We start from the raw sequence: 22,135 nt of genomic DNA on the forward strand, positions 1-22,135 counted from the left end.
TTAGATTATTTATAACTTCTAGGACCTAAAAAATTAACCGTTGTTGTTTCAATCAATTCATCGTTGCTGTAAACATCAATGGTCAATTTGTTTTTGTCTCCTTTTAAATCTCCTTGTTTAATTTCAATAAACAATGTTCCTTCTGAAAGGTCCTGTCCGGGCACATCAAACTTATCCTTGGCCGACACCAAATTAATGGTGCCTTCATAATTTCTTAGTTTGAAACTTATGTTTTCAATGTCCTTAGATGTTTTGTTTACCAATTTATAGGTGAAGACATTGCTGATAATATTATCATCCTTATGTTCATATAATTGTCCTGGTAATCTTAAAATGGTCGCTTCTACATCGCTTCGCAATGCCAAAAGACCGATTAAGAATCCAATCAATATGGTAAGAACCGCAATATAGCCTTTCATACGAAGGGTAAGTTTGAACTTTTCCTTCTTCTCAATTTCATCTTCACTGGCATATCTAATCAATCCTTTTGGAAGGTTGATACTTTCCATGATATGGTCGCATTCATCAATACATGCAGTACAGTTTACGCATTCCAACTGTGTCCCGTTTCTAATGTCTATTCCGGTAGGACATACATGCACGCATTGCAAACAATCGATACAATCGCCATGTCCAAGGGCTTGACGGTCTTCATTCTTTCTGAATTTTTTTCTTCCGTTTTCGCCTTCACCACGTTTATCGTCGTAAGCCACCACAATGGATTTGGTATCCAAAAGTACGCCTTGTAACCTTCCATAAGGACAGGCAATGATACATACTTGTTCCCTGAACCAAGCAAATATAAAATAGAATACTCCCGTAAAAATGAGCAACGGAAACAAGGTGCCCAAATGCTCGAAAGGACCGTCCATAATATTGGAAAGAAGCTTGTCGCCACCAATAAGATAGGCTAAAAATACATTGGCAATAAGGAAGGAAATCAATAAAAAGATGCTCCATTTTAAAGCACGCTTTCTAATTTTTTCGGCATTCCAAGGTTGTCTGTCCAAGCGCATTTGTTTGCCGCGATCACCATCAATCCAATATTCAATACGGCGGAAGACCATTTCCATAAAAATGGTCTGTGGACAGATCCACCCGCAAAAGATACGTCCGAAACCTACCGTGAACAAGGTGATGAACAAAATGCCAATCACCATAGCAATCACGAACAAATAGAAATCCTGTGGCCAAAATGGGAACGAGAAAATGTTGAAGCGCCTTTCCAGCACATTGAACAGTAAAAACTGGTTGCCATTAATTTTAATAAAGGGTGCCAAGAATAGAAACGCCAACAAAGCATAGCTTACCAATTTACGTTTGTCGTAATAAGGTCCACTTGGTTTTTTAGGGTATACCCATGCGCGTTTCCCTTCCTTAGTGACAGTGCCAATAGAATCTCTAAATGTTTCTTGTTCCGGAGTATCCATAATTTAGGTTATTGCACTGAGGCAGTGGCAGTAGAATCTACTACTGTTTCTGCTTCAGGTTCGTTTGGGGTAGCAGGAGCTTCTGGGGCTTCTGTAGGAGCGGTTTGTCCTTCCGGAGCCCATAAATCACCTTGTGGTTCTTTAGGTTCGGCAGGCGTGGTACCTTGGAATTGCAACACATAGCTGGCTACTTGTGCAATTTGCGAAGGTTTTAAACTTTGCTTCCAGGCAATCATCCCTTTTCCGTTACGACCACCTTCCGAAATGGTATGGAATACATTCTTGATTCCCCCACCCAAAATCCAATAATTATCGGTTAGGTTAGGACCTATTCCTCCACCACCATCGGCTTTGTGACAAGCCACACAGTTGGCGTCGAAAATGGCTTTTCCAGCACCTAGGTCTTTTGCATCGGTCAGAACTTCAACAGTATTGGCATCCACCAAATCCTTGGCTGTTTTTTTGTATTCTTCAATGGCAGCCTTAGCTTCGGCGTATTCTGTTTTTAGTTCGTCATACTGTCCATCGGCATTGAATACTTCATATTTAAATAAGTATACGAAGGCAAAAATAATGGTTGCATAAAACCCATATAGCCACCATGGTGGAAGGTCGTTGTCAAGTTCTTGAATGCCATCGTAGTTGTGGTCCAAAATGATTTCGTGCTCCAATTCAATAGGTTTGGAACCCAAAAGTTTAAGGTAGGTACGCTTGATCCAAGCAACAAATTTTGGGTCTTTGGCTTGGGCTTCATCATAACGCTTTTTACCTTCTTCGTCCAAACTTTGGTAAAGGATATTGTCCATAGAACTTACAATCCCTTCAATACCTATGAGCAACAAAAGCACAAATATGACAAATAGCAATAGGGCTGGCTGTTCTAAAATGGCAGGCTTGCCATGGGAGTCTATATTATATTCTATGAGTCCTACTATAAAAAAGAAGATGACAGGTACTCGTATCCAGGATGGAATTAATTTTCTCATAATTAATCGATATTTTGGTTGTCTAATGGAAGGTTACTCATTCTAGAGATGTACTCTTTTTTGGCGGTAAATACCCACCAAAAAAGAAGTACAAAAAAGATGAAAAATATCAGTAGTGAAATGATGGGGTAGATTTCTATCCCTTCAATACTGTCCATATGATGTTTTATAAATTTTAACATAAGGCCTTAGTTTGAACTAGATGAAACATCCTGTTTTACTTTAATGTCTGTACCTAAACGCTGTAGGTAGGCAATAAGGGCCACAATTTCACGATTGCGCATTTCAACGAAATCAGCACCTCCAGATTTTTTATCGGCTTCATAGGTTTCAGCGAAGTCTGGATCGGAATACAAGTTCTTCTCAATTTGAGTTCCTTGCTCCAACATTTGTTGTTGGGCATTGGCAATATCCTCATCGGTATAAGGCACTCCCAATTTCACCATAGTACGCATTTTGGCTTCTGTTTGTGACTTGTCCAGTTCATCTTTAATCAACCAAGGGTATCTTGGCATGATAGATCCTGATGAAGTACTTTGTGGATCGTACATGTGGTTTAAGTGCCAGTTGTCGGAATACTTTTGACCCAAACGGTGTAAGTCTGGCCCCGTACGTTTACTTCCCCATAAGAATGGGTGGTCGTAGACAAATTCCCCTGCTTTGGAGTATTCACCATAACGTTCTACCTCACTTCTAAACGGACGTACCATTTGAGAGTGGCAACTCACACAACCTTCACGGATGTAAATATCGCGACCTTCCAATTCCAAAGGCGTATAAGGTTGGATACTGCTAATAGTTGGAATATTGGATTTTACCATAATGGTTGGTACAATCTGCACAATACCCCCTATAAGGATGGCGATTGTGGCGTAGATGGTCAATTTAACCGGCTTACGCTCTAACCAAGTATGGTAGCCTTCACCGGCAACACGGTGCTTAGCGACTGGTTGAAGTGCTGGTGCTTCTGCCAATTCATCGGTAACGGATGCATTAGAAGTTCTGATGGTTGCAATAATATTGTATACCAAAATCAAGATACCGATTACATACATGGTTCCTCCAATGGCACGCATTAAGTACATTGGCATGATTTCGGTTACAGTTTCCAAGAAGTTACCATATACCAAGGTTCCGTCTGGGTTGAATTGTTTCCACATACTGGCTTGGGTAAATCCAGCCACATACATTGGAAGTGCATACATGATGATCCCTAAAGTACCTATCCAAAAGTGTAAGTTGGCCAATCCAACAGAATATAATTTGGTTTTGTACAAACGCGGTATCAACCAGTAAATCATTCCGTAGGCCATAAATCCGTTCCAAGCTAAGGCTCCTACGTGTACGTGGGCAATGATCCAGTCTGTAAAGTGGGCCACAGCATTCACACTTTTTAAAGAAAGGGTAGGCCCTTCAAAAGTAGCCATACCATAACCAGTAATAGCCACTACCATAAATTTCAATACCGGGTCAATACGTACTTTATCCCAAGCACCTCTCAAAGTAAGAAGTCCGTTGATCATCCCTCCCCAAGACGGCATGATAAGCATCACGGAAAAGGCAACCCCAAGGTTTTGCGCCCATTCAGGAAGCGCCGTATACAATAAGTGGTGAGGTCCGGCCCAGATATAAATGAAAATCAGGGACCAGAAGTGGATGATGGATAAGCGGTAGGAGTAAATTGGTCTATCGGCAGCTTTGGGAACAAAATAATACATCAATCCCAAAAACGGCGTGGTCAAGAAGAATGCTACCGCATTGTGGCCATACCACCACTGCACCAAAGCATCCTGTACTCCTGCGTAAACCGAGTAACTTTTCAGTCCGCTTACAGGTAGTTCCAAACTGTTAAAGATATGCAGAACCGCAACCGTTACAAAAGTGGCCAAGTAGAACCAAATGGCTACATACATATGACGTTGTCTACGTTTTAAAATGGTTCCGATAAGGTTCCATCCAAAAACCACCCAAACTACGGCAATGGCAATGTCGATAGGCCATTCCAATTCGGCGTATTCTTTGGAAGTCGTGAAACCTAAAGGCAGAGAGAGCGCAGCGGAAACAATAATTAACTGCCAGCCCCAAAAGTTGATGTTGCTCAGTGTATCATTGAACATTCTAGCCTTAAGAAGTCGTTGGGAGGAGTAGTAGACCCCAGCGAAAATGGCGTTTCCAACAAAGGCAAAAATAACGGCATTGGTATGCAACGGACGCAAACGCCCGAAGCTCAGCCAAGGAATGCCCTCGGTTAGGTTTGGGAAAATAAACATGAACGCCAGCAGGAGTCCTACGAGCATTCCAACAACACCCCAAAGCATGGTTGCTGTGAGGAATTTCTTGACGATTTTATTGTCGTAATAAAATTGTTCTACTTCCATAATTTAATTGGTCTTTTTGTGTTTAACTGAAGGTTTTTGTACATCTTTTACAAGCTCGTCTTCAAAGAGCATGCGTATGGAGGGTGTATAGCTATCGTCGTACTGTCCTTTTCTTACGGCCATAACAAAGGCGAAGAAAAACACCACGGCAACCACAATGCTGATACTTAGTAATAGGTATAAAACACTCATAATGTGTTGAATTGATACTTAAATTTAGGGTTTAATTTGCTTAGTTTCATAGTCCAGTAATTTTTAATTTAGTTTTTTGCCCAACATATTGGTAGCAATGGTGGTGAATACCACGATGCTAATAGAACTCAAGGGCATTAAGATGGCTGCGATAACTGGTGATAATTGACCGGTTACGGCGAAAAAGAGTCCTATAAGATTGTATACCAGCGATAGCATAAAGCTCCACTTGATGATTTGAATGGCTTTTTTTGAGGTTTGAATATACTGGTGCAAATAGTTGAACTTTGAAGCATCCAAAATGGCATCGCAAGCAGGGGAAAATACATTCACATTTTCTGAAATGGCAATCCCTACATTACTTTGGGCCAAGGCTCCAGCATCATTCAAACCATCTCCAACCATTAGTATTTTGGCACCTTCGCTTTGGTGGTGTTTGATGTACTCCAGTTTGTCGTCTGGTTTTTGGTTAAAGATCAATTTTGTTTTGGCGGGCAATAACTTTTTAAGATTATCACTTTCACCATCGTTATCTCCAGAAAGAATTACTAAATCGTTTTCTTTTTTTAACAGATTAAAAAGTTGCGTTAGCCCTTTTCGATAATTGTTATAAAAAGTGTATTTTCCTTTGTAGACATTGTTGGTGCTAATGTGTACACTCGTTTCCAGAACAGACGAGGTTTCAATTTTTCCGACAAAATTTGCCGAACCTATTTTAATAAGGTCGCTATGAAATCTACCTTCAATACCTTGTCCTGGGTGCTCTTCAAAATGGCCCAAAGGTAAAATATCATGTTCCTTTAGTAATTGGTACAGATTACGACTTAAGGGGTGGTTGGAATTACGAACGGTACTTTTTAAAAGTTCTTCCTCTTGATTCGTCAAGGGCATACCATCATACACCGCTTGAGTCTGTTTGTTGGAGGTAATGGTGCCAGTTTTGTCAAAAATAATCAGGTTGATGTCAGCCAATTGCTCAATCACCGATGCATTTTTGAGATAGAATTTATGTTTGCCAAAAATTCGTAAAATATTGCCTAAGGTAAATGGTGCGGCCAAAGCAATGGCACAAGGACAGGCAATGATGAGTACTGCCGTAAAAACATTCATGGCTTTGCTAGGGTTGACGACTAACCAAATCACGGTAGCAATAAGGGCAATGCTTAATACGGCAATGGTAAAGTGTTTACTTATGGTATTGGTCAATGTGGTAAAGCGGTGCTCTTTATCCTGTTGAAACACCTCATTGCTCCACAATTGTGTTAGGTAACTTTGTTCTACTGGTTTTACGGCTTCCATTTCTATAACACCAGAAGTCTGCTTACCTCCGGCAAAAAGCTTATCACCCGAAACCTTTTTTACTTTTTTGGATTCTCCCGTCACAAAACTGTAGTCGATGGCGGCATCACCTTTCAATAAAATCCCATCTACAGGGATCAACTCTTCATTTCTAATGAGTAAACGGTCTCCTTTTTTGATGTCGTAAACCTGAATATTGCTTTCTTGGCCATTTTCCAATTTGGTAACGGCAATAGGGAAGTACGATTTGTAGTCGCGCTCAAAAGAAAGGAAAGAGTAGGTTTTTTGTTGAAAGAACTTCCCAACCAATAAAAAGAACACCAAGCCGGTAAGGCTGTCGAAAAAGCCGCTGCCCAAATCGAAGATAATTTCAATGGTACTTCTTATAAATAGGACGGCAATTCCTAGGGCAATTGGCACATCAATGTTCAATAATTTTGAGCGCAGCCCTTTGTAGGCAGACACAAAATAGTCTTGTGCTGCATAGAATACCACGGGAAGGGAAAAGGCAAACATCAACCACCTAAAGACTACTTTGTACTGTTCCAGCCAAAATTCCCCAACTTCAAAATATTCAGGGAAGGACAGGAACATGACGTTTCCAAAGGCAAAACCAGCAATTCCCAATTTGTAAATTAAGGAGCGGTCAATCTGCTTTTTATTGTTTTTAAAATCGTCCAGACTTATATAGGGTTCATAACCAATACTGCTTAATAGCAATACCAATTCCTTTAGGGAGCAGGCGTCACTATTATAGGTTACGGTCACGGTCTTTTTTCCAAAATTAACCTGAGAGCTGCTTATATGACGGTTGAGCTTGTTGAGGTTTTCAAGAATCCAGATACAGGAACTACAATGCACATGAGGAATATACAGAGTTGTAATCTGTACATTACCATCATTAAAATCGGTAAGCTCATCAATAATGGATGCTTCTGAAAGGAAATCGTATTTGTGCTGTTGGATTTTTGGAGTCGCTCCCGGAGAAGATTGGAAATCGTAGTAACAAGTCAGTCCATTATCCGAAAAAATCTCATAAACGGTCTTACACCCATTGCAACAGAATACTTTTTCGTCCAAAGTAATCGTGTTGGAATTGCAATAATCACCACAATGATAGCAGGTTAGACCCTCCATGAATTTTTGTTTAATCTGTTAAACAAAGGTTAAAAGATAAGAAAAAATATAATATGATAATTATCAGCTTTGATCCTGAAGCACCGATGATTGGAGTTAACTAATTGTTTGTCAATGTGTTGTGTGGTATTTTTTTGAAAGGGAGCCTTGAGTCGGCTCTTTGCAAAGCGTTTTGGGATGGACTGCGATAACATTCGGATGGCGTTCCAAAAAATTGTAATTTTATAGGGCTATGAAAACAAAGGGCTATTTTTTTAAGGGATTTGTCTTTAGAAATTATGAGGCACCGGAGCAATCTATTTTTGATAAGCTCCTGGATATCTTTATGGAATTGATTACCCATACTTCGGGCGATTTTGATGAAGCTATTGATTGGTTACGGGAATTGGATAAGGAATACAATCTCACGACAGAAGATTATTCCATAGACGATTTTATTGAAGACCTTAAAAAGAAAGGCTATATCCGCGAAGAATTGCGTCCTGATGGAGAAGGAGGCTTGGGGATTACCTCCAAAACAGAACGTGCGATTAGAAGAGCGGCCTTGGACCAAATTTTTGGAAAGATCAAACGCAGTGGCCAAGGAAACCATAGAAGTAAAAGCCCAGGGATTGGCGATGAGCATACTGGCGACTATAGAGAGTACCAATTTGGGGATGCTTTAGACCGTGTGTCCATGACCGAAAGTTTAAAGAATGCCCAAATCAATCATGGCCTTGGAAATTTCAGGTTGTCTGAGGACGATTTGGTAGTGGAGGAAACCCTTCACAAGTCCCAAATGAGTACGGTTTTGATGATTGATATTAGCCATAGCATGATTTTATATGGAGAGGACCGCATTACTCCAGCCAAAAAAGTGGCCATGGCCTTAGCAGAATTGATCACGACCCGTTACCCAAAGGATACCTTGGATATTTTGGTGTTTGGTAACGATGCGTGGCAAATCCAAATTAAGGACTTGCCCTATCTACAGGTTGGCCCATACCATACCAATACCGTGGCTGGATTACAATTGGCCATGGATTTACTAAGGCGTAAGCGCAATACCAATAAGCAAATCTTTATGATCACCGATGGAAAACCTAGTTGTTTGCGTTTGCCCAATGGCGAATATTATAAAAACAGTTACGGCTTGGACGATTTTATAGTCAATAAGTGCTATGCCATGGCACAACAGGCAAGACGGCTTCATATTCCAATCACTACTTTTATGATTGCCCAAGATGCTTATTTAATGCAATTTGTTCGTGAGTTTACCTACGCCAACCAAGGAAAGGCCTTTTATACAGGACTGAAAGGTTTGGGCGAAATGATTTTTGAAGATTACGAAACCAATAGAAAAAAACGCATCAAAGGGTAACAGGGACTTTTCGATAAACCAAAACTAGATATCAAACCTATGAATATATCAGCCATTACCACTTTAGGAGCTTTAAAAAAGGCAGGGTATAAATACCAGTCGATTAAAGATGAGTTGCGGAATAATCTAATAGAAAAGCTTAAAGAGGACGAGGAAACTTTTGAAGGCGTCCACGGATATGAGCATACCGTAATTCCTGAATTGGAGCGTGCCATTTTATCCCGACATAACATTAATTTATTAGGATTGCGAGGACAGGCTAAAACAAGATTGGCGCGGCTGATGGTAAATTTGTTGGATGAATATATTCCGGTAGTGGAAGGTTCCGAAATCAATGACGATCCCCAAAGACCTTTGTCTAGATATGCTACAGAATTAATCAAAGAGAAAGGTGATGATACACCTATTGTTTGGTTGCATCGCAGTGAACGCTTTGCCGAAAAATTGGCAACGCCAGACGTTACGGTTGCCGATATTATTGGTGATGTAGATCCTATAAAAGCGGCCAATCTTAAATTGAGTTATGCCGATGATCGTGTAATTCATTACGGGATGATTCCTAGGGCCAATCGGTGTATTTTTGTAATCAATGAATTGCCCGATCTACAGGCCAGAATACAGGTGGCGTTGTTCAATATTTTGCAGGAAGGCGATATTCAGATTCGCGGATTTAAATTGCGTTTGCCTTTGGATATCCAATTTGTGTTCACGGCAAATCCAGAGGATTACACCAATAGAGGTAGCATTGTAACCCCACTTAAAGACCGTATTGGTTCCCAGATTTTAACCCATTACCCACAAGATTTGGAAACCGCAAAACTCATTACCCAACAGGAAGCCAAATTGGATGCCAGACAAGCTGAAAAAATTATAGTGCCTGAATTGGCAAAGGATTTGTTGGAGCAAGTGGCTTTTGAAGCACGGGAAAGTGAGTTTATAGATGCCAAAAGTGGCGTGAGTGCCAGATTGGGAATTACGGCCTATGAAAATTTATTGAGTACAGCCGAACGTCGCGCCTTGCAATGTGAAGATGAAAGCACCACCGTACGTATGGGAGATTTTATGGGAATCATCCCGTCGATCACGGGGAAAGTAGAATTGGTGTATGAAGGAGAGCAGGAAGGAGCTTCTGTTGTGGCTTATAATTTAATAGGGGATGCCGTAAAATCGTTGTTTGTGGAACTGTTCCCTAAGATTGAAAAACTGAAAAAGGAAGGCGATGCCACACCTTATGATGATATTGTTTCTTGGTTTTTTAATCAAAAGGAAGGTTTTGAATTATTGGACGATGTGCCCGATAGGGATTACCAACAGTTATTAGATAGCATCCAGCCATTGGGCGCTTTGTTGGAAGAATATGCTCCAGATATCCCAGAATCCGATACGTATTTTGTGAAGGAGTTTGTACTATGGGCTTTGGTTGAATTTAAACAATTGAGTAAATACCGTTTCACCGAAGGCATACAATTTAAAGATCCTTATGGTAGTTTTTTCGGAGGGATTTAATAGCCGCCACGACTTTTAATATTATCTCCACATAGCTGCACGATTTCTGAAATACGTTTGGCCCTAGTGGCTTCACGTTTGGCTTGGTTCAACCAATATAAATAGCTTTTTCTATAGGAAGGTGCAAAGCTTTGGTAATTCTTAAAAGCCTTGGGATGTTGGTTGAAAGCTTCTTGAAGATCTTCGGGGATGATACCATTCTCAACATCGTCCAAACTTGTCCAACTGCCATTGTCCTTGGCAATTGCTATAGTTTTTAGGCCACTTTCATGCATTAGGTCGGCTTCCAAAAGCTCTTCGATGTAGCGTTTGTTCACGGCACTCCATACACTTTTAGGATTTCTTGGGGTGAAGTATTGTCGTCGTTTGCCATCTCCCAAACTTTTTACCGTGGAATCAATCCAACCAAAACAAATGGCCACTTTCACAGCTTCTTCCCAACGCATACTATCATTGTCATGTCCTACCTTATAAAAAATAAGGTAAACACCTTTGTGTTGGGAGTGGTTGCTCAAGAGCCATTCCCGCCATGCTTCATGGGTTTTAAAATAGAGTTCCGGAATATGGGACATGTGCAAAGGACTTAATTGGCTATAAACTTTTCTAGCAGTACCCTTACTTCGTCGGTATCCTTGATGTAGTATTTGGCTTTGGTGGTTTTGGAAGCTACCTTCACAGTATATGCCGATTTTGGCAATTCCTCAAACATATATTCATCGGTCCAGTCATCTCCAATGGCAAAAACAAAGTCGTAGGTGTCTTCTGGAATCAATCGTAAGCAAGCACGCCCTTTATTTACATTACTGCTTTTTATTTCGATGACTTTGTTTCCAGAAAGTACGCTGAGGTTGTCGTTGGAAATCAATCCTGTAAGGACGGTGTTCAATTCCATAGTACGAATTTGTGCCAATTCAGGATCGGCTTTTCGATAGTGCCATGCCAAAGAGTATTGTTTGGTTTCAATAAAGGTTCCCGGGGTACGGTCTACAAAGGTTTCCAAGATTGGCCTTACGTTTTCCATCCAATCGTTTTTAAGATGCTCCAGGGCTTCCCAGTTTTTATCGGGACGTTTGAGCCAAACCCCGTGGTCTGTAATAAGATTGTAATTTTTATTTCCAAACCATTTGTTGAAGGTATTTTGGTCCCGTCCACTTATGATTACCAAGTCTGTATTTTCTTGTTCACTTAATTTATCCAAAAGCGCATATAATTGGTCATCTGGACTGGCATCTTTCGGATTGTCCTTAAAGCCAACCAAGGTGCCATCATAATCCAAGAACAGGAGTCTCTTTTTTGCTTTTTTATAATCGGCGAACATCTCTTTTTGTAAGTTGTCATCAAGGCGCTGTGCCACGGCAACGGATTCGGTTACCTTGGTTGCATTAAGAGACTTCATAAATTCATCCGCCCACTTTTCTACGGTGTAGCGTTTGAGTCTTTTTTGAAGAATTTTGGTGCGTTTGTGCTGTTCTTCCAAAGGCATTTCCAAAGCCTGTTTTAAGGTGTTGGCGATGTCCTCGAAGTTATTGGGGTTGATGAGCAAGGCTTCGTTCATTTCTTTGGAAGCTCCTGCCATTTCACTTAAAATCAACACGCCATCTTCATTCACTCTTGTGGCAATGTATTCTTTGGCTACCAAATTCATCCCGTCACGGAGTGGGGTAATAATGGCCACATCGGAAGACGTGTATAGGTCGATTAAATTTTCAAAAGGCATGGCTCTGTAAAAGTACCAAATTGGCGTCCAGCTTACCGTAGAAAACTCACCATTGATACGCCCTACCAACTCATCGGTTTCCCGTTTTAAACGTTGGTATTGTGGGACATTGGATCGGGAGGGAACGGCCAACATGATTAACCGTACTTTTTCCTTGAATTCGGGGTATTTGTTTAGGAAATATTCAAAGGCACGTAATCTGTTTGGAATTCCTTTGGTATAGTCCAATCGGTCTATGGACAGAATCATTTTTGCGTCAGGGGATTGTTCGATATGGTCATCCAACCGGCGTTGCAATTCCGATTTTTCGTCGGGTCCCATTTGGTTGTGCCTAAGGGCTGCATCGTGAAATTTGGCATAGTCAATTCCCATTGGGAAGGAGTCTACCTTCACCGTACGATCGCCATAGGTGATTTTATTGAATTTCACATCTAAACGTAAAATACGTTTTACCGAACTCAAAAAGTGGCGTTCATAGTCATACGTGTGAAAGCCTAGTAAATCGGCTCCCAACATGCCTTTTAAAAGTTCTTCACGCCAAGGGAAGGTTCTGAAAATTTCATAGGAAGGATAGGGGATGTGCAAAAAGAACCCAATGGTAGTATTGGGTTTTTTGTCCCTGATCAGTTCAGGCAGCAGTAACAATTGATAATCGTGTACCCAAACCGTATCGCCATCTTCAAGGTTCTCCACTACCACATCGGCAAATTTCTGGTTCACTTCGATGTAGGAGTCCCATTGGTCTTTTTCAAATTCGGTGTATTCCATAAAGTAGTGGAAAAGAGGCCAAAGGGTTTTGTTGCTGAATCCATAATAGAAATTCTCAACATCTTCTTCGTTTAGCGGAACGGCCACACATTTTTCTTTCTTAATGGCTTTATCGACTTCTTTTGAGAGGTCCTCGTCCAATTCCTCTTCGGTCAATCCAGACCATCCTATCCATATGCCATTGCCATCTGCATGAACCGATTTCATTCCTGTAGCAAGTCCTCCTACGCTCGGGACAATGTTCAGGGAATTCTGTTCTATTTTAACCTGCAGTGGTAGTCTATTGGATACGATGATGGTTTTACTCATGAATTTTGATTTATAAAATTGTTTATACTGTGAATTTTGTTAATTTAATGAAAAATTGAACGTTTTCCATATCAAAAAAGAAAAAAGAATTAATGAACAACTTAGACTACGGTATCATAGGGAATTGCAGAAGCGCTGCATTGGTCTCTAAAACAGGAGCTATAGAATGGTGTTGCCTTCCGGAATTCGATTCCTCTTCGGTATTCGCGAAATTATTGGATGAAAGTATTGGGGGAAGTTTCGAGATTTTGGTGGATGAATCCTATACAATTACCCAAAAATATATTGAGAATACTACAATTTTGGTAACCGCCTTTAGTAGTGGCAATGATGTATTTGAAGTGCATGATTTTATGCCACGTTATTACAAGGCTCATGGAGGCTATCAGTCGCCACCGGAGATCATTAGATACATTCAATATATTTCGGGGAAACCAACGTTTAGAGTGCTGTACAACCCCAAATTGGAATATGCCAAAGGTGTCACCGAAATGTACATTAAGGAACATTTTATTGTGAGTTTAACTTATGGAGATAAGTTTGACACCTTGTTTTTATATTCCAATTTTGATAAGGAAAAGATCGTCAACGGAGAGCCAATAGAGCTTACAGAAGATGGCTATTTTTTGGTGGGATATAATGAAAAGGTATTTGAAACTACGGTAGAGAGTATGTATTTGGAACATCAGCGCACCAAAGTATATTGGTTGAATTGGATGGACCGGACTCCAAAATACAAACGTTACCAAAAGGAAATTGCTAGAAGCGCCTTAACCTTGAAATTGTTGACCTACGACAAAACGGGAGCTGTGTTGGCGGCTGCTACTACGTCCTTACCAGAAACTATAGGAGAAGTCCGTAATTGGGATTATAGGTTTTGTTGGATTAGGGATGCTTCCATGGTGATAAAAGTGGTATCCAAATTAGGGCATAAAAATATTGCTAAGCGGTATTTGAAGTTCATTATGGATTTGATTCCAGATAAGGATGAGAAGCTCCAGATTATGTACGGCATCAACAAGGAGAAAATGCTCACCGAAGTTACTCTGGGGCATTTAAGCGGATATAAAAATTCCACTCCGGTACGTGTGGGTAATGCCGCTTATAAGCAGAAGCAGAATGATATTTACGGGATCTTGATGGATGTGATTCACCAACAGTTTGTCAATTTTTCTATGGATATAGAGCATACCGAGGAGATTTGGACTATTACCAAAGGAATTGTTTGGGTGGTGAACCGTCACTGGAAAGAAGCCGATAAGGGGATTTGGGAATTTAGGGCAGAAGACAGGCATTTTACTTTTTCCAAAGTGCTGTGTTGGGTGGCCGTAGACAAGGCCATCAAGGTGGCTGAACTCTTGAACAAACAGAACAAAGTCACCAAATGGAAAAAGATAGCCTCCGAAATTAAACAGGACATCATGGATAAGGCTTGGAGTGAAGAAGCCAAGGCTTTTACACAGTCTTATGGTTCTCACGATCTAGATGCGTCCGTGTTGTTGATGGAGCCTTATGGTTTTATTGACGCAAGGGACCCGAAATACATCAGTACTGTAAATGCTATTGAGCGCGATTTGAGTAATGATGGGTTGCTGTATCGCTATAAAAACATGGACGATTTTGGCTTGCCATCGTCCTCTTTTACCATTTGTACGTTTTGGTTCATCAATAGTTTGTACAAAATAGGAGAGGTGCAAAAAGCAAAACAATGGTTTGATAGATTATTGTCCTACAGTAACCATTTAGGATTGTTCAGTGAGGATATCGATTTTAAAACCAAACGTTTGTTGGGTAATTTCCCTCAGGCCTACTCGCATTTAGCCTTGATAGAAACCGCCATCAACTTGTCTAATGTTACCGATGATGAGCGCGTATTGGATAAGATGCGTTAAGCCTTAGTTGGATTTTTTATAATTGAATTTCACAGTTTCCACTTCTCCAGATTTGTTGTGGATATCAACATAGACATTCATTTCGGTGTCGCTAATTTTTTCAAAGGTCATCCCTTCAAAAACAACTTTTGTAGGGGTGATTTCTTTTAAGGAGAAATCTACCGTTTCGTCCTTTTCTTCCCAGCCGGTTAAATCATTTTTAAAATGTTTTAGTTGAAGAATCAAGGTGTTATTGACTTCACGGATGATTTCAATTTCATAAAAGGAGACTTTACCTTCGTTGATAAGCTTGAAAGTGGCCATCATGGAGCCTCCCGAGGGTTCGCTCCAGTTTTCTTCAGTTTGTCCACCAAGGGCTTCGCCTTTCCAGTTGCCAGAAATCCATGCAATATTATCTAGTTTGGGTTCGAGAAGTGTGGCAGCATTTTCTGCTACAACCGCCAGCTTTGTACCGTCTGGACTAACCGCCATTCTGGTAATGTTGTGAAGGTTTAACTCTTTTAAACTTGCAATTTGAACCCATTCTTTTCCTTGTTTAGGATTTAGGAGATAGATGTCCTCGTTTTTGGCCATTAGGATACTACCATCTTCTAACCAAACAAGATCTTCACTTTCGGGAAGAGTTTGGACAATAAGAGAGGATTTGTTTGTTTTTGGATTAAACGAACGGATTTCCCATTGTGGAGTTTCTTTGGAAATGTAACTTATTAAATTGGAGTTGGGAATGTTGAGTAGGGAACGTCCAATATTCCTTTGGATAGTATCTGCTTTGTGATGTTTTAGGTTGTATTCCACCAACGAAAGCATGTCTGGCTCTAAAACAGCTAAAACCAAGGTGTTTTTGTCTTTCCATACATGATAGCCAATCAGTAAATTATCTATAAGAACTTCCGAGGAGTCATCATTCAAGTTGTAACTATACAGTTTTTGGCTGTTATCCAATCCCAAATTGATGGCCGATACGGCCTTTTGACCAGGGATTTTAATGGGGGAGTATTTACTGCCTTCGGTGTTACAAAGCCAAGTTGTCTCACCTGTTTTCAAATTGTATTGGGCTATATCGGTTTGACCATTTCTAGTGGACGAAAAGACTAGGGTGTAGTTATCTAGAAACGACGGTTGGTTGTCATAACCTTCTTTGTTGGAAATATTTTGGATATTGGAAAGTTCCAATTTACCCGAGGATTGGTCAAGATCAAACAGAAATACATCGGTATTGGGTTGTGCATAAATTGTGGTTGTAATACACAATAAAAGGGATAATATAGAATAGCGCTTCATGACTTTGTATTTAGGCTAAAGATATAAAGTTTATGAATTAAGTAGGTGAAAACTTGCAAGTGTAAATTATATTACTACATTTGTAGTATTAAAACTATAATTGTGGATATAAAACAATTGAACAAATCGGAATTGCAAATCATGAAATATCTATGGAGCCTCAAAAAGGGCTTCATGAAAGATATCGTAGAGCAATTTCCAGAACCTCGCCCTGCCTATACAACCATTTCAACCCTGTTGAAACGTATGTGCGATAAGGATTATATAGGTTTCAATAGGTTGGGACGTGATAAGGAGTATTATCCCATACTTCAAAAGAACGACTATTTTTCCGGGCAGATGAAAGGCATGATCAAGCACTTTTTTAATAATTCTTCTTCGCAGTTTGCTTCGTTCTTTACAAAAAATACTGATTTGAGTATTCAGGAATTAGAAGAGTTGCAAGAGATGCTTCAAGAGAAAATCAATCAAAAAAAACAATAGGATGTTGTATTATGTACTCTATTCAATAGTAGGTTTAGGAGCTTCATTTTGCATTTTTTCATTGCTATTGAAGTATCATAAAAGCTTTGTGTTTAACCGCTTTTTCCTTTTGAGCTCCTTGTCACTTTGCTTGTTGGCGCCTTTACTTGAAATTGAGATGTTTGATAGTGTGCCTAATTTAGCTGAGGTTACTTTGGAACCTTCAAATTATAGTTTGCAGACCAACGAAATTCTTTCTGTTCAGACAGTTGAACACATTACGCTAAAACCAAATACGGCTATTAAAGGACTCTTGGTTGTATATATACTCATTACGGGATGTTTTGTTTTTAGGTTTCTAAAAAATTTAAGGCATATTCTGAAGCTTACAAAACAGCATTCTGGCCTTATAGAGGATTTAAAGTTGGTGCCCACTGCAGGGCAGGATGAAGCTTTTAGTTTTTTTAATTATTTGTTTGTTGATGCTAAAAGTTTAGAAGATGACATTTACAAGAGTAGTGTTGTAAAGCATGAAATGGCCCATTGGAAGCAGCTACACACTTTGGATGTACTCTTTACCGAAATAGTGCTCTGCTTTTTTTGGTTCAACCCATTTGTATGGTTGTACAAAAAGGCTATTATCCAAAACCACGAATACTTGGCAGATAGGAGTGTAGTTGAATCGGGGATTGATACTCTTAACTATTCTCAGGCAATTATTCATTTTAACAGCGCATTGAAAGGGCATCCCTTCGCGAGCGGCTTTAATTTTAATCAAACCAAAAATAGACTTCATATGTTACATCAATCAAAATCATCAATCGCAAATCGAACAGTTAAAATTGCCTTAGCCATAGTGCTATCCACAGGATTATTTGTGTTCAGTTCATTTACAGAAAGAAAGGACCAATTAGTAGTTGTTGTAGACGCAGGTCATGGCGGACATGATCCTGGGACTTTAATGGAAAAGGACGTAGTGCTCAAAATTTCACAATTGCTGGCTTCTAAAAGCAGTAGTAAAGTGAAAATTATTGAAACTAGGAATTCAGATGAATTTTTAACGCTAGGGGAAAGAGCCCAATTTATCAATGAACAACAACCAGATTTGGTTATAAGTTTACATTGTAATTCTGCTAGTGATCCTTCCAAGAATGGGGTCGGAGTCATTTTTGACCGAAATAGTAAATATGCAGAGGCGTCTCATAAATATGGGAAGACCTTATTGGAACATCAGTTGGGAGCGTTGTTCGATAAAGGTGATATACAGACAGGGAGTATTCTTATTCTAAAAAATATCAATCATCCAGGTGTACTTTTTGAGCTGGGCTTTTTAAGCAATGAAGGAGATAAGGCTATGTTGTTGGATTCAGATAATCAAGAACACATTGCAGCATCCTTATATGAAGGGTTGCTTGAAATTAGGGACGAAAAATAGGTTCTGAACAACAGAGAATAAAAAAGCCAATTCAAATTAATGAATTGGCTTTTCTGCTTCTGTAAACTTAAAATTTTGAATTAGTCAGATTATATTTAGAAGCAGTATTTATTTTCGGCAGTTACCTTTTCGGCGATGCTATTGCGTAACGTAACAATGTCTGGGTAGTTTGCGTATTTGGTGAAACGTTTCAGTCCCATTAACATCATGCGTTGCTCATCTCCTTGTGCAAAGGATATAATACCTTCACGGCCATTTTGCTCTATCGTTGTTACGGCGTGGTACAAATACAGTTTGGCCATGGCAATTTGTGAAGCTTGGGCTTCTTCGCCAAAGCGTTTGGCATTTTTCTCAGCTCTTAAAATAGCCGATTCCGCCATATAGATTTCAATCAAAATATCAGATGCCGCCAACAGCAATTGTTGATGTGCTTCCAAATCTGGCCCAAATTTTTGAACCGCAGCTCCAGCAACCATCAAGAATACCTTTTTCAGTTTGGCAATCATGGCCTTTTCTTCTGAAAGCAATTCTGAATAATCTGGTGTGTCAAACGAAGGAATACCCATAAGTTCCTCTTGTACCTTCATAGCAGGTCCTAATAAGTCCACATGGCCTTTCATGGCTTTTTTAATCAGCATACCCACCGATAACATTCGGTTGATTTCGTTGGTTCCTTCATAAATGCGGGCAATACGGGCATCTCTCCAAGCAGCTTCCATTGGCGTGTCTTTAGAGAATCCCATACCTCCAAAAATTTGGATCCCTTCATCGGCACAGTTTTGCACATCTTCCGATACGGAAACCTTTAAAATAGAACATTCTATGGCATATTCCTCGACACCTTTAAGCTCGGCTTCTTGGTGTGAATTTCCGGCTTCCATTCTTAAGGCAATACGATCCTCAATATTTTTAGCAGCTCTGTAACAGGCCGATTCGCCTACATAGGCATTTGTGGCCATTTCAGCTATTTTCAATTTAATAGCGCCAAAATTAGCAATAGGCGTTTTGAACTGTTTACGCTCGGTGGCATATTTTACTGCAGTGGTGGTAATGCGTCGCTGTGAATCCAAACAAGCGGCAGCCAATTTAATACGACCAATGTTTAAGGCATTCATGGCGATTTTAAAACCTTCCCCACGTCCAGCAAGCATATTTTCTACAGGCACTACCGTATCACTAAAAAACACTTGACGTGTAGAAGAAGCGTGGATGCCCAATTTGTGCTCTTCTTCCCCTAGGGAAATTCCATTATTAGGGTCGTTTTCAACAATAAATCCGGTAATGTATTTGTCGTCCTCTATACGTGCAAATACAATGAACATATTACAGAACCCCGCATTGGAGATCCACATTTTTTGTCCGTTGATCTTATAACTTTTCCCGTCTTCTGAAAGTTGGGCCGTCGTTTTTCCTGAATTGGCATCACTACCGGCCCCAGGTTCCGTAAGGGCATAAGCTCCAAACCATTCCCCAGTGGCCAACCTTGGAACATATTTTTGTTTTTGTTCTTCGGTTCCATAAAGCGTGATAGGCATGGTACCTATCCCAGTATGAGCTCCAAAGGCCGTACTGAAGGAACCTGTTCCACTGGAAATATAATCGCAGGTTAGCATGGTAGAGACAAAGCCCATACCAAGTCCACCATATTCTTCGGGAACGGCAACCCCTAAAAAGCCAAGTTCTCCAGCTTTTTTCATAACCTCTTCGGTTAGGGCGTAATCCTTGGCCTCAAAACGAGGTTTGTTGGGAATGATTTCACGGTCGTTGAATTCCATAACCGCTTCCTTCATCATTAGTTGTTCCTCTGAAAAATCTTCAGGAGTAAACACGTCGTCACAGTTGGTTTCCTTAACCAAAAACTGACCACCTCTTAAAATATCTTTGTTTTGAGTTTGTGTGTCCATAGTTTTATATGTTTTGAAAAGAGAAAAAAGAATATAGAATCAAGAATTATTGATTGTTGAGTCCGTTTTGAAATCCCATGGTCATTTTTTGAAATTCTGCTATTTTTTCTTCTAGGTTTATTAAAGTTTGTTGATTTATATAGTTTCTATGATGTGCTATTAAGAGTTGAGTGCCTAACTCAAAGGAGGAGCCCAATGAAATGTCTATGAAATTGTTGAAGGATTTATCTGTTCTGGCCGAACCTTCTGCTATATTGCTAGACATCGATACAGAACAGCGACTCATTTGTGAGGATAAATCATAACGCTCATGATTTGGAAATGTTAAAAGTAAATCAGAAATGTCTTGAGCGATTTCCAATCCTAATTGCCAAATTTTAAGGTTTTTATAGTTATGCCTTTTTCTTGATTCCATTATCACATTTTTTGTCTTCTTTGGTCTTTTCTCTTTAATCTTATTTCTAATTAAGAAAGAAACTCAAAAATTCCACAGGCACCTTGCCCTGTTCCCACACACATGGTTACAGCACCGTATTTGCCTTTCATATCACGTTTGCGCATTTCGTCAAACAATTGCACGGAAAGTTTGGCTCCTGTACATCCCAGTGGGTGTCCTAGTGCAATGGCTCCACCATTGACATTAACGATGTTTGGGTTCAATTCCAATTCGCGGATTACGGCTATGGATTGAGAAGCAAAGGCTTCGTTAAGCTCTATAAGGCTGAGGTCTTTTTGTTTCAGACCGGCTTGTTTCAACGCTTTTGGAATGGCTTTTACTGGGCCAATTCCCATAATACGTGGTTCGACACCGGCAGCGGCGTAATTGACCAAACGGGCAATAGGCTCCAAGTTGAGTTCCTTTACCAAATCTTCACTCATTACCATTACAAAAGCAGCGCCATCGCTCATTTGTGAAGAGTTCCCTGCTGTTACGCTACCATCGGCAGCAAATACAGGTCTTAACCTAGATAAAGCGTCTAGATTGGTGTCCTTTCTTGGTCCTTCATCTTTGGTAACAGTATAGGTTTTTGAGGCCTTTTTGCCATTTTCATCGATATAAACCTGTTCTACATTAATGGGGACAATTTGATCCTGAAAGCGGTCTTCTGCCTGCGCTTTTAAGGCTTTCATATGGGAGTTAAAGGCAAATTCATCCTGATCTGTTCTGGAGACTTTAAACTGCTTTGCAACGGCTTCAGCGGTTAACCCCATACCCCAATAATAATCTTCATGTCCAGCTTTGGCAGCAGCATAATCCGGTACCGGTTTGTAACCTCCCATAGGGATGTAGCTCATACTTTCGGCTCCACCGGCAATAATACAGTCGGCCATGCCAGCTTGTATTTTTGCCGTGGCAATACCAATGGTTTCTATACCAGAGGCACAATAGCGGTTGACAGTCACACCCGGTACGTCTTCAATTTTCAATCCCATGAGGGAAATCAAGCGACCCATATTAAGACCTTGTTCGGCCTCAGGCATAGCGTTTCCAACAATTACATCGTCAATACGGGTTTTGTCAAATTCAGGGAGTTGGTCCATCATGTACTGTATGGTTTCCGCAGCCAATTCATCGGGCCTTTTAAAACGGAAAACTCCTTTAGGGGCTTTCCCTACAGCGGTTCTATATCCTTTTACTATATATGCGGTTTTCATGTTTTTAGTATTGAGTATTGAGATTTTAATATTAAGATTCAGAGCTTTTGCTGAAATGAATAATTCATTTTTTGAATTTCAATACATAACTCAATAAGGGGTTGTACGTTATTCTTGTTGAGTAAATTTAATTCTGATATTAAAAGTAATTGTGTCTGCAATTCATATGTTGAACCGTTCGCAATACTTAAGAAGTGTTTAAATTCATTATTGGAATTTCTTCCTGCACCTTCAGCAATATTTGAAGGAATAGAAATAGCACTTCGCTTTATTTGAGATGTCAATCCAAATTTTTCGTCAGTAGGCATATCCAAGCAAAGCATGTAAGAGGCCTTGGACAATTCCATTGCTTTCTGCCAAATTTTTAATTCTTGAATGTTATGCATGTCTAACTACTTAATTCTAATATCTCAATACTGAGCA

At 40.0% G+C, this 22,135-nt stretch carries 18 protein-coding genes; 5 read left to right on the top strand and 13 right to left on the bottom strand.

Features of this window, described 5'->3' with window-relative positions; genetic code table 11:
• Positions 1 to 5: 5 nt before the first annotated feature.
• The 6 genes from ccoG to ZA06_RS14875 all read right to left on the bottom strand — a co-directional run bounded on the left by ccoG (position 6) and on the right by ZA06_RS14875 (position 7,422).
• Positions 6 to 1,430, bottom strand: a complete 1,425-nt coding sequence (gene ccoG, locus ZA06_RS14850; protein ID WP_053978287.1) for a cytochrome c oxidase accessory protein CcoG — start codon at positions 1,428 to 1,430, stop codon at positions 6 to 8.
• An 8-nt stretch (positions 1,431 to 1,438) separates the two neighbouring features.
• On the bottom strand, positions 1,439 to 2,416 hold the full coding sequence (locus tag ZA06_RS14855; RefSeq protein WP_053978288.1) for a cbb3-type cytochrome c oxidase N-terminal domain-containing protein: 978 nt from the start codon (positions 2,414 to 2,416) through the stop codon (positions 1,439 to 1,441).
• 2 nt (positions 2,417 to 2,418) lie between these two features.
• The gene (locus tag ZA06_RS14860; protein WP_053978289.1) at positions 2,419 to 2,598 is read right to left on the bottom strand and encodes a cytochrome c oxidase subunit IV; all 180 of its coding nucleotides are present in this window, start codon (positions 2,596 to 2,598) and stop codon (positions 2,419 to 2,421) included.
• A 6-nt stretch (positions 2,599 to 2,604) separates the two neighbouring features.
• The gene (gene ccoN / locus ZA06_RS14865; RefSeq protein WP_053978290.1) at positions 2,605 to 4,794 is read right to left on the bottom strand and encodes a cytochrome-c oxidase, cbb3-type subunit I; all 2,190 of its coding nucleotides are present in this window, start codon (positions 4,792 to 4,794) and stop codon (positions 2,605 to 2,607) included.
• 3 nt (positions 4,795 to 4,797) lie between these two features.
• On the bottom strand, positions 4,798 to 4,986 hold the full coding sequence (gene ccoS, locus ZA06_RS14870) for a cbb3-type cytochrome oxidase assembly protein CcoS (protein ID WP_053978291.1): 189 nt from the start codon (positions 4,984 to 4,986) through the stop codon (positions 4,798 to 4,800).
• A gap of 63 nt (positions 4,987 to 5,049) precedes the next feature.
• Positions 5,050 to 7,422, bottom strand: a complete 2,373-nt coding sequence (locus tag ZA06_RS14875; RefSeq protein WP_053978292.1) for a heavy metal translocating P-type ATPase — start codon at positions 7,420 to 7,422, stop codon at positions 5,050 to 5,052.
• 232 nt (positions 7,423 to 7,654) lie between these two features.
• Between ZA06_RS14875 and ZA06_RS14880 the strand changes: the two genes are divergently transcribed.
• Together ZA06_RS14880 and ZA06_RS14885 are read left to right on the top strand one after the other, a co-directional pair.
• On the top strand, positions 7,655 to 8,782 hold the full coding sequence (locus ZA06_RS14880; protein ID WP_053978293.1) for a vWA domain-containing protein: 1,128 nt from the start codon (positions 7,655 to 7,657) through the stop codon (positions 8,780 to 8,782).
• 39 nt (positions 8,783 to 8,821) lie between these two features.
• Positions 8,822 to 10,288 carry a sigma 54-interacting transcriptional regulator gene (locus ZA06_RS14885; RefSeq protein ID WP_053978294.1) on the top strand — a complete coding sequence of 489 codons (1,467 nt, stop codon included), beginning with the start codon at positions 8,822 to 8,824 and terminating at the stop codon, positions 10,286 to 10,288.
• Here the strand turns inward: ZA06_RS14885 and ZA06_RS14890 are convergent.
• Together ZA06_RS14890 and ZA06_RS14895 are read right to left on the bottom strand one after the other, a co-directional pair.
• Complete coding sequence (locus tag ZA06_RS14890; protein WP_053978295.1) at positions 10,285 to 10,860, bottom strand: YdeI/OmpD-associated family protein; 576 nt, start codon at positions 10,858 to 10,860, stop codon at positions 10,285 to 10,287. The genes ZA06_RS14885 and ZA06_RS14890 overlap by 4 nt on opposite strands.
• Positions 10,861 to 10,871: 11 nt before the next feature.
• Positions 10,872 to 13,082: a bifunctional alpha,alpha-trehalose-phosphate synthase (UDP-forming)/trehalose-phosphatase gene (locus ZA06_RS14895; protein WP_053978296.1), complete on the bottom strand. Its 2,211-nt coding sequence runs from the start codon at positions 13,080 to 13,082 to the stop codon at positions 10,872 to 10,874.
• Between the two features lie 92 nt (positions 13,083 to 13,174).
• Here ZA06_RS14895 and ZA06_RS14900 point away from each other — a divergent pair, with 92 nt between their 5' ends.
• Positions 13,175 to 14,974 (top strand): glycoside hydrolase family 15 protein, encoded by a 1,800-nt coding sequence (locus ZA06_RS14900; RefSeq protein WP_053978297.1) that lies wholly within the window; start codon positions 13,175 to 13,177, stop codon positions 14,972 to 14,974.
• A 3-nt stretch (positions 14,975 to 14,977) separates the two neighbouring features.
• On the opposite strand, the gene ZA06_RS16955 is transcribed toward ZA06_RS14900, so the two are convergent.
• A complete protein-coding gene (locus tag ZA06_RS16955) occupies positions 14,978 to 16,255 on the bottom strand; it encodes a DUF6265 family protein (RefSeq protein ID WP_053978298.1) in 1,278 nt (425 codons plus the stop codon).
• A 108-nt stretch (positions 16,256 to 16,363) separates the two neighbouring features.
• Here ZA06_RS16955 and ZA06_RS14910 point away from each other — a divergent pair, with 108 nt between their 5' ends.
• Positions 16,364 to 16,738 carry a BlaI/MecI/CopY family transcriptional regulator gene (locus ZA06_RS14910; protein ID WP_053978392.1) on the top strand — a complete coding sequence of 125 codons (375 nt, stop codon included), beginning with the start codon at positions 16,364 to 16,366 and terminating at the stop codon, positions 16,736 to 16,738.
• Between the two features lie 109 nt (positions 16,739 to 16,847).
• Positions 16,848 to 18,152 (top strand): N-acetylmuramoyl-L-alanine amidase, encoded by a 1,305-nt coding sequence (locus tag ZA06_RS14915; RefSeq protein WP_168155237.1) that lies wholly within the window; start codon positions 16,848 to 16,850, stop codon positions 18,150 to 18,152.
• 95 nt (positions 18,153 to 18,247) lie between these two features.
• Here ZA06_RS14915 and ZA06_RS14920 read toward each other — a convergent pair whose 3' ends face one another.
• From ZA06_RS14920 to ZA06_RS14935, 4 genes are read right to left on the bottom strand one after another with little or no spacing between them, the layout of a single operon-like run.
• A complete protein-coding gene (locus ZA06_RS14920) occupies positions 18,248 to 20,056 on the bottom strand; it encodes an acyl-CoA dehydrogenase family protein (protein ID WP_053978300.1) in 1,809 nt (602 codons plus the stop codon).
• 46 nt (positions 20,057 to 20,102) lie between these two features.
• Positions 20,103 to 20,471, bottom strand: a complete 369-nt coding sequence (locus ZA06_RS14925; protein WP_053978301.1) for a four helix bundle protein — start codon at positions 20,469 to 20,471, stop codon at positions 20,103 to 20,105.
• 50 nt (positions 20,472 to 20,521) lie between these two features.
• Complete coding sequence (locus ZA06_RS14930) at positions 20,522 to 21,712, bottom strand: acetyl-CoA C-acyltransferase (RefSeq protein WP_053978302.1); 1,191 nt, start codon at positions 21,710 to 21,712, stop codon at positions 20,522 to 20,524.
• Between the two features lie 38 nt (positions 21,713 to 21,750).
• The gene (locus ZA06_RS14935) at positions 21,751 to 22,098 is read right to left on the bottom strand and encodes a four helix bundle protein (protein WP_053978303.1); all 348 of its coding nucleotides are present in this window, start codon (positions 22,096 to 22,098) and stop codon (positions 21,751 to 21,753) included.
• Between the last annotated feature and the right edge of the window lie 37 nt (positions 22,099 to 22,135).

Source organism: Mangrovimonas xylaniphaga, assembly GCF_001280435.1.
In the GTDB taxonomy this organism is placed as follows: Bacteria; Bacteroidota; Bacteroidia; order Flavobacteriales; family Flavobacteriaceae; genus Mangrovimonas_A; species Mangrovimonas_A xylaniphaga.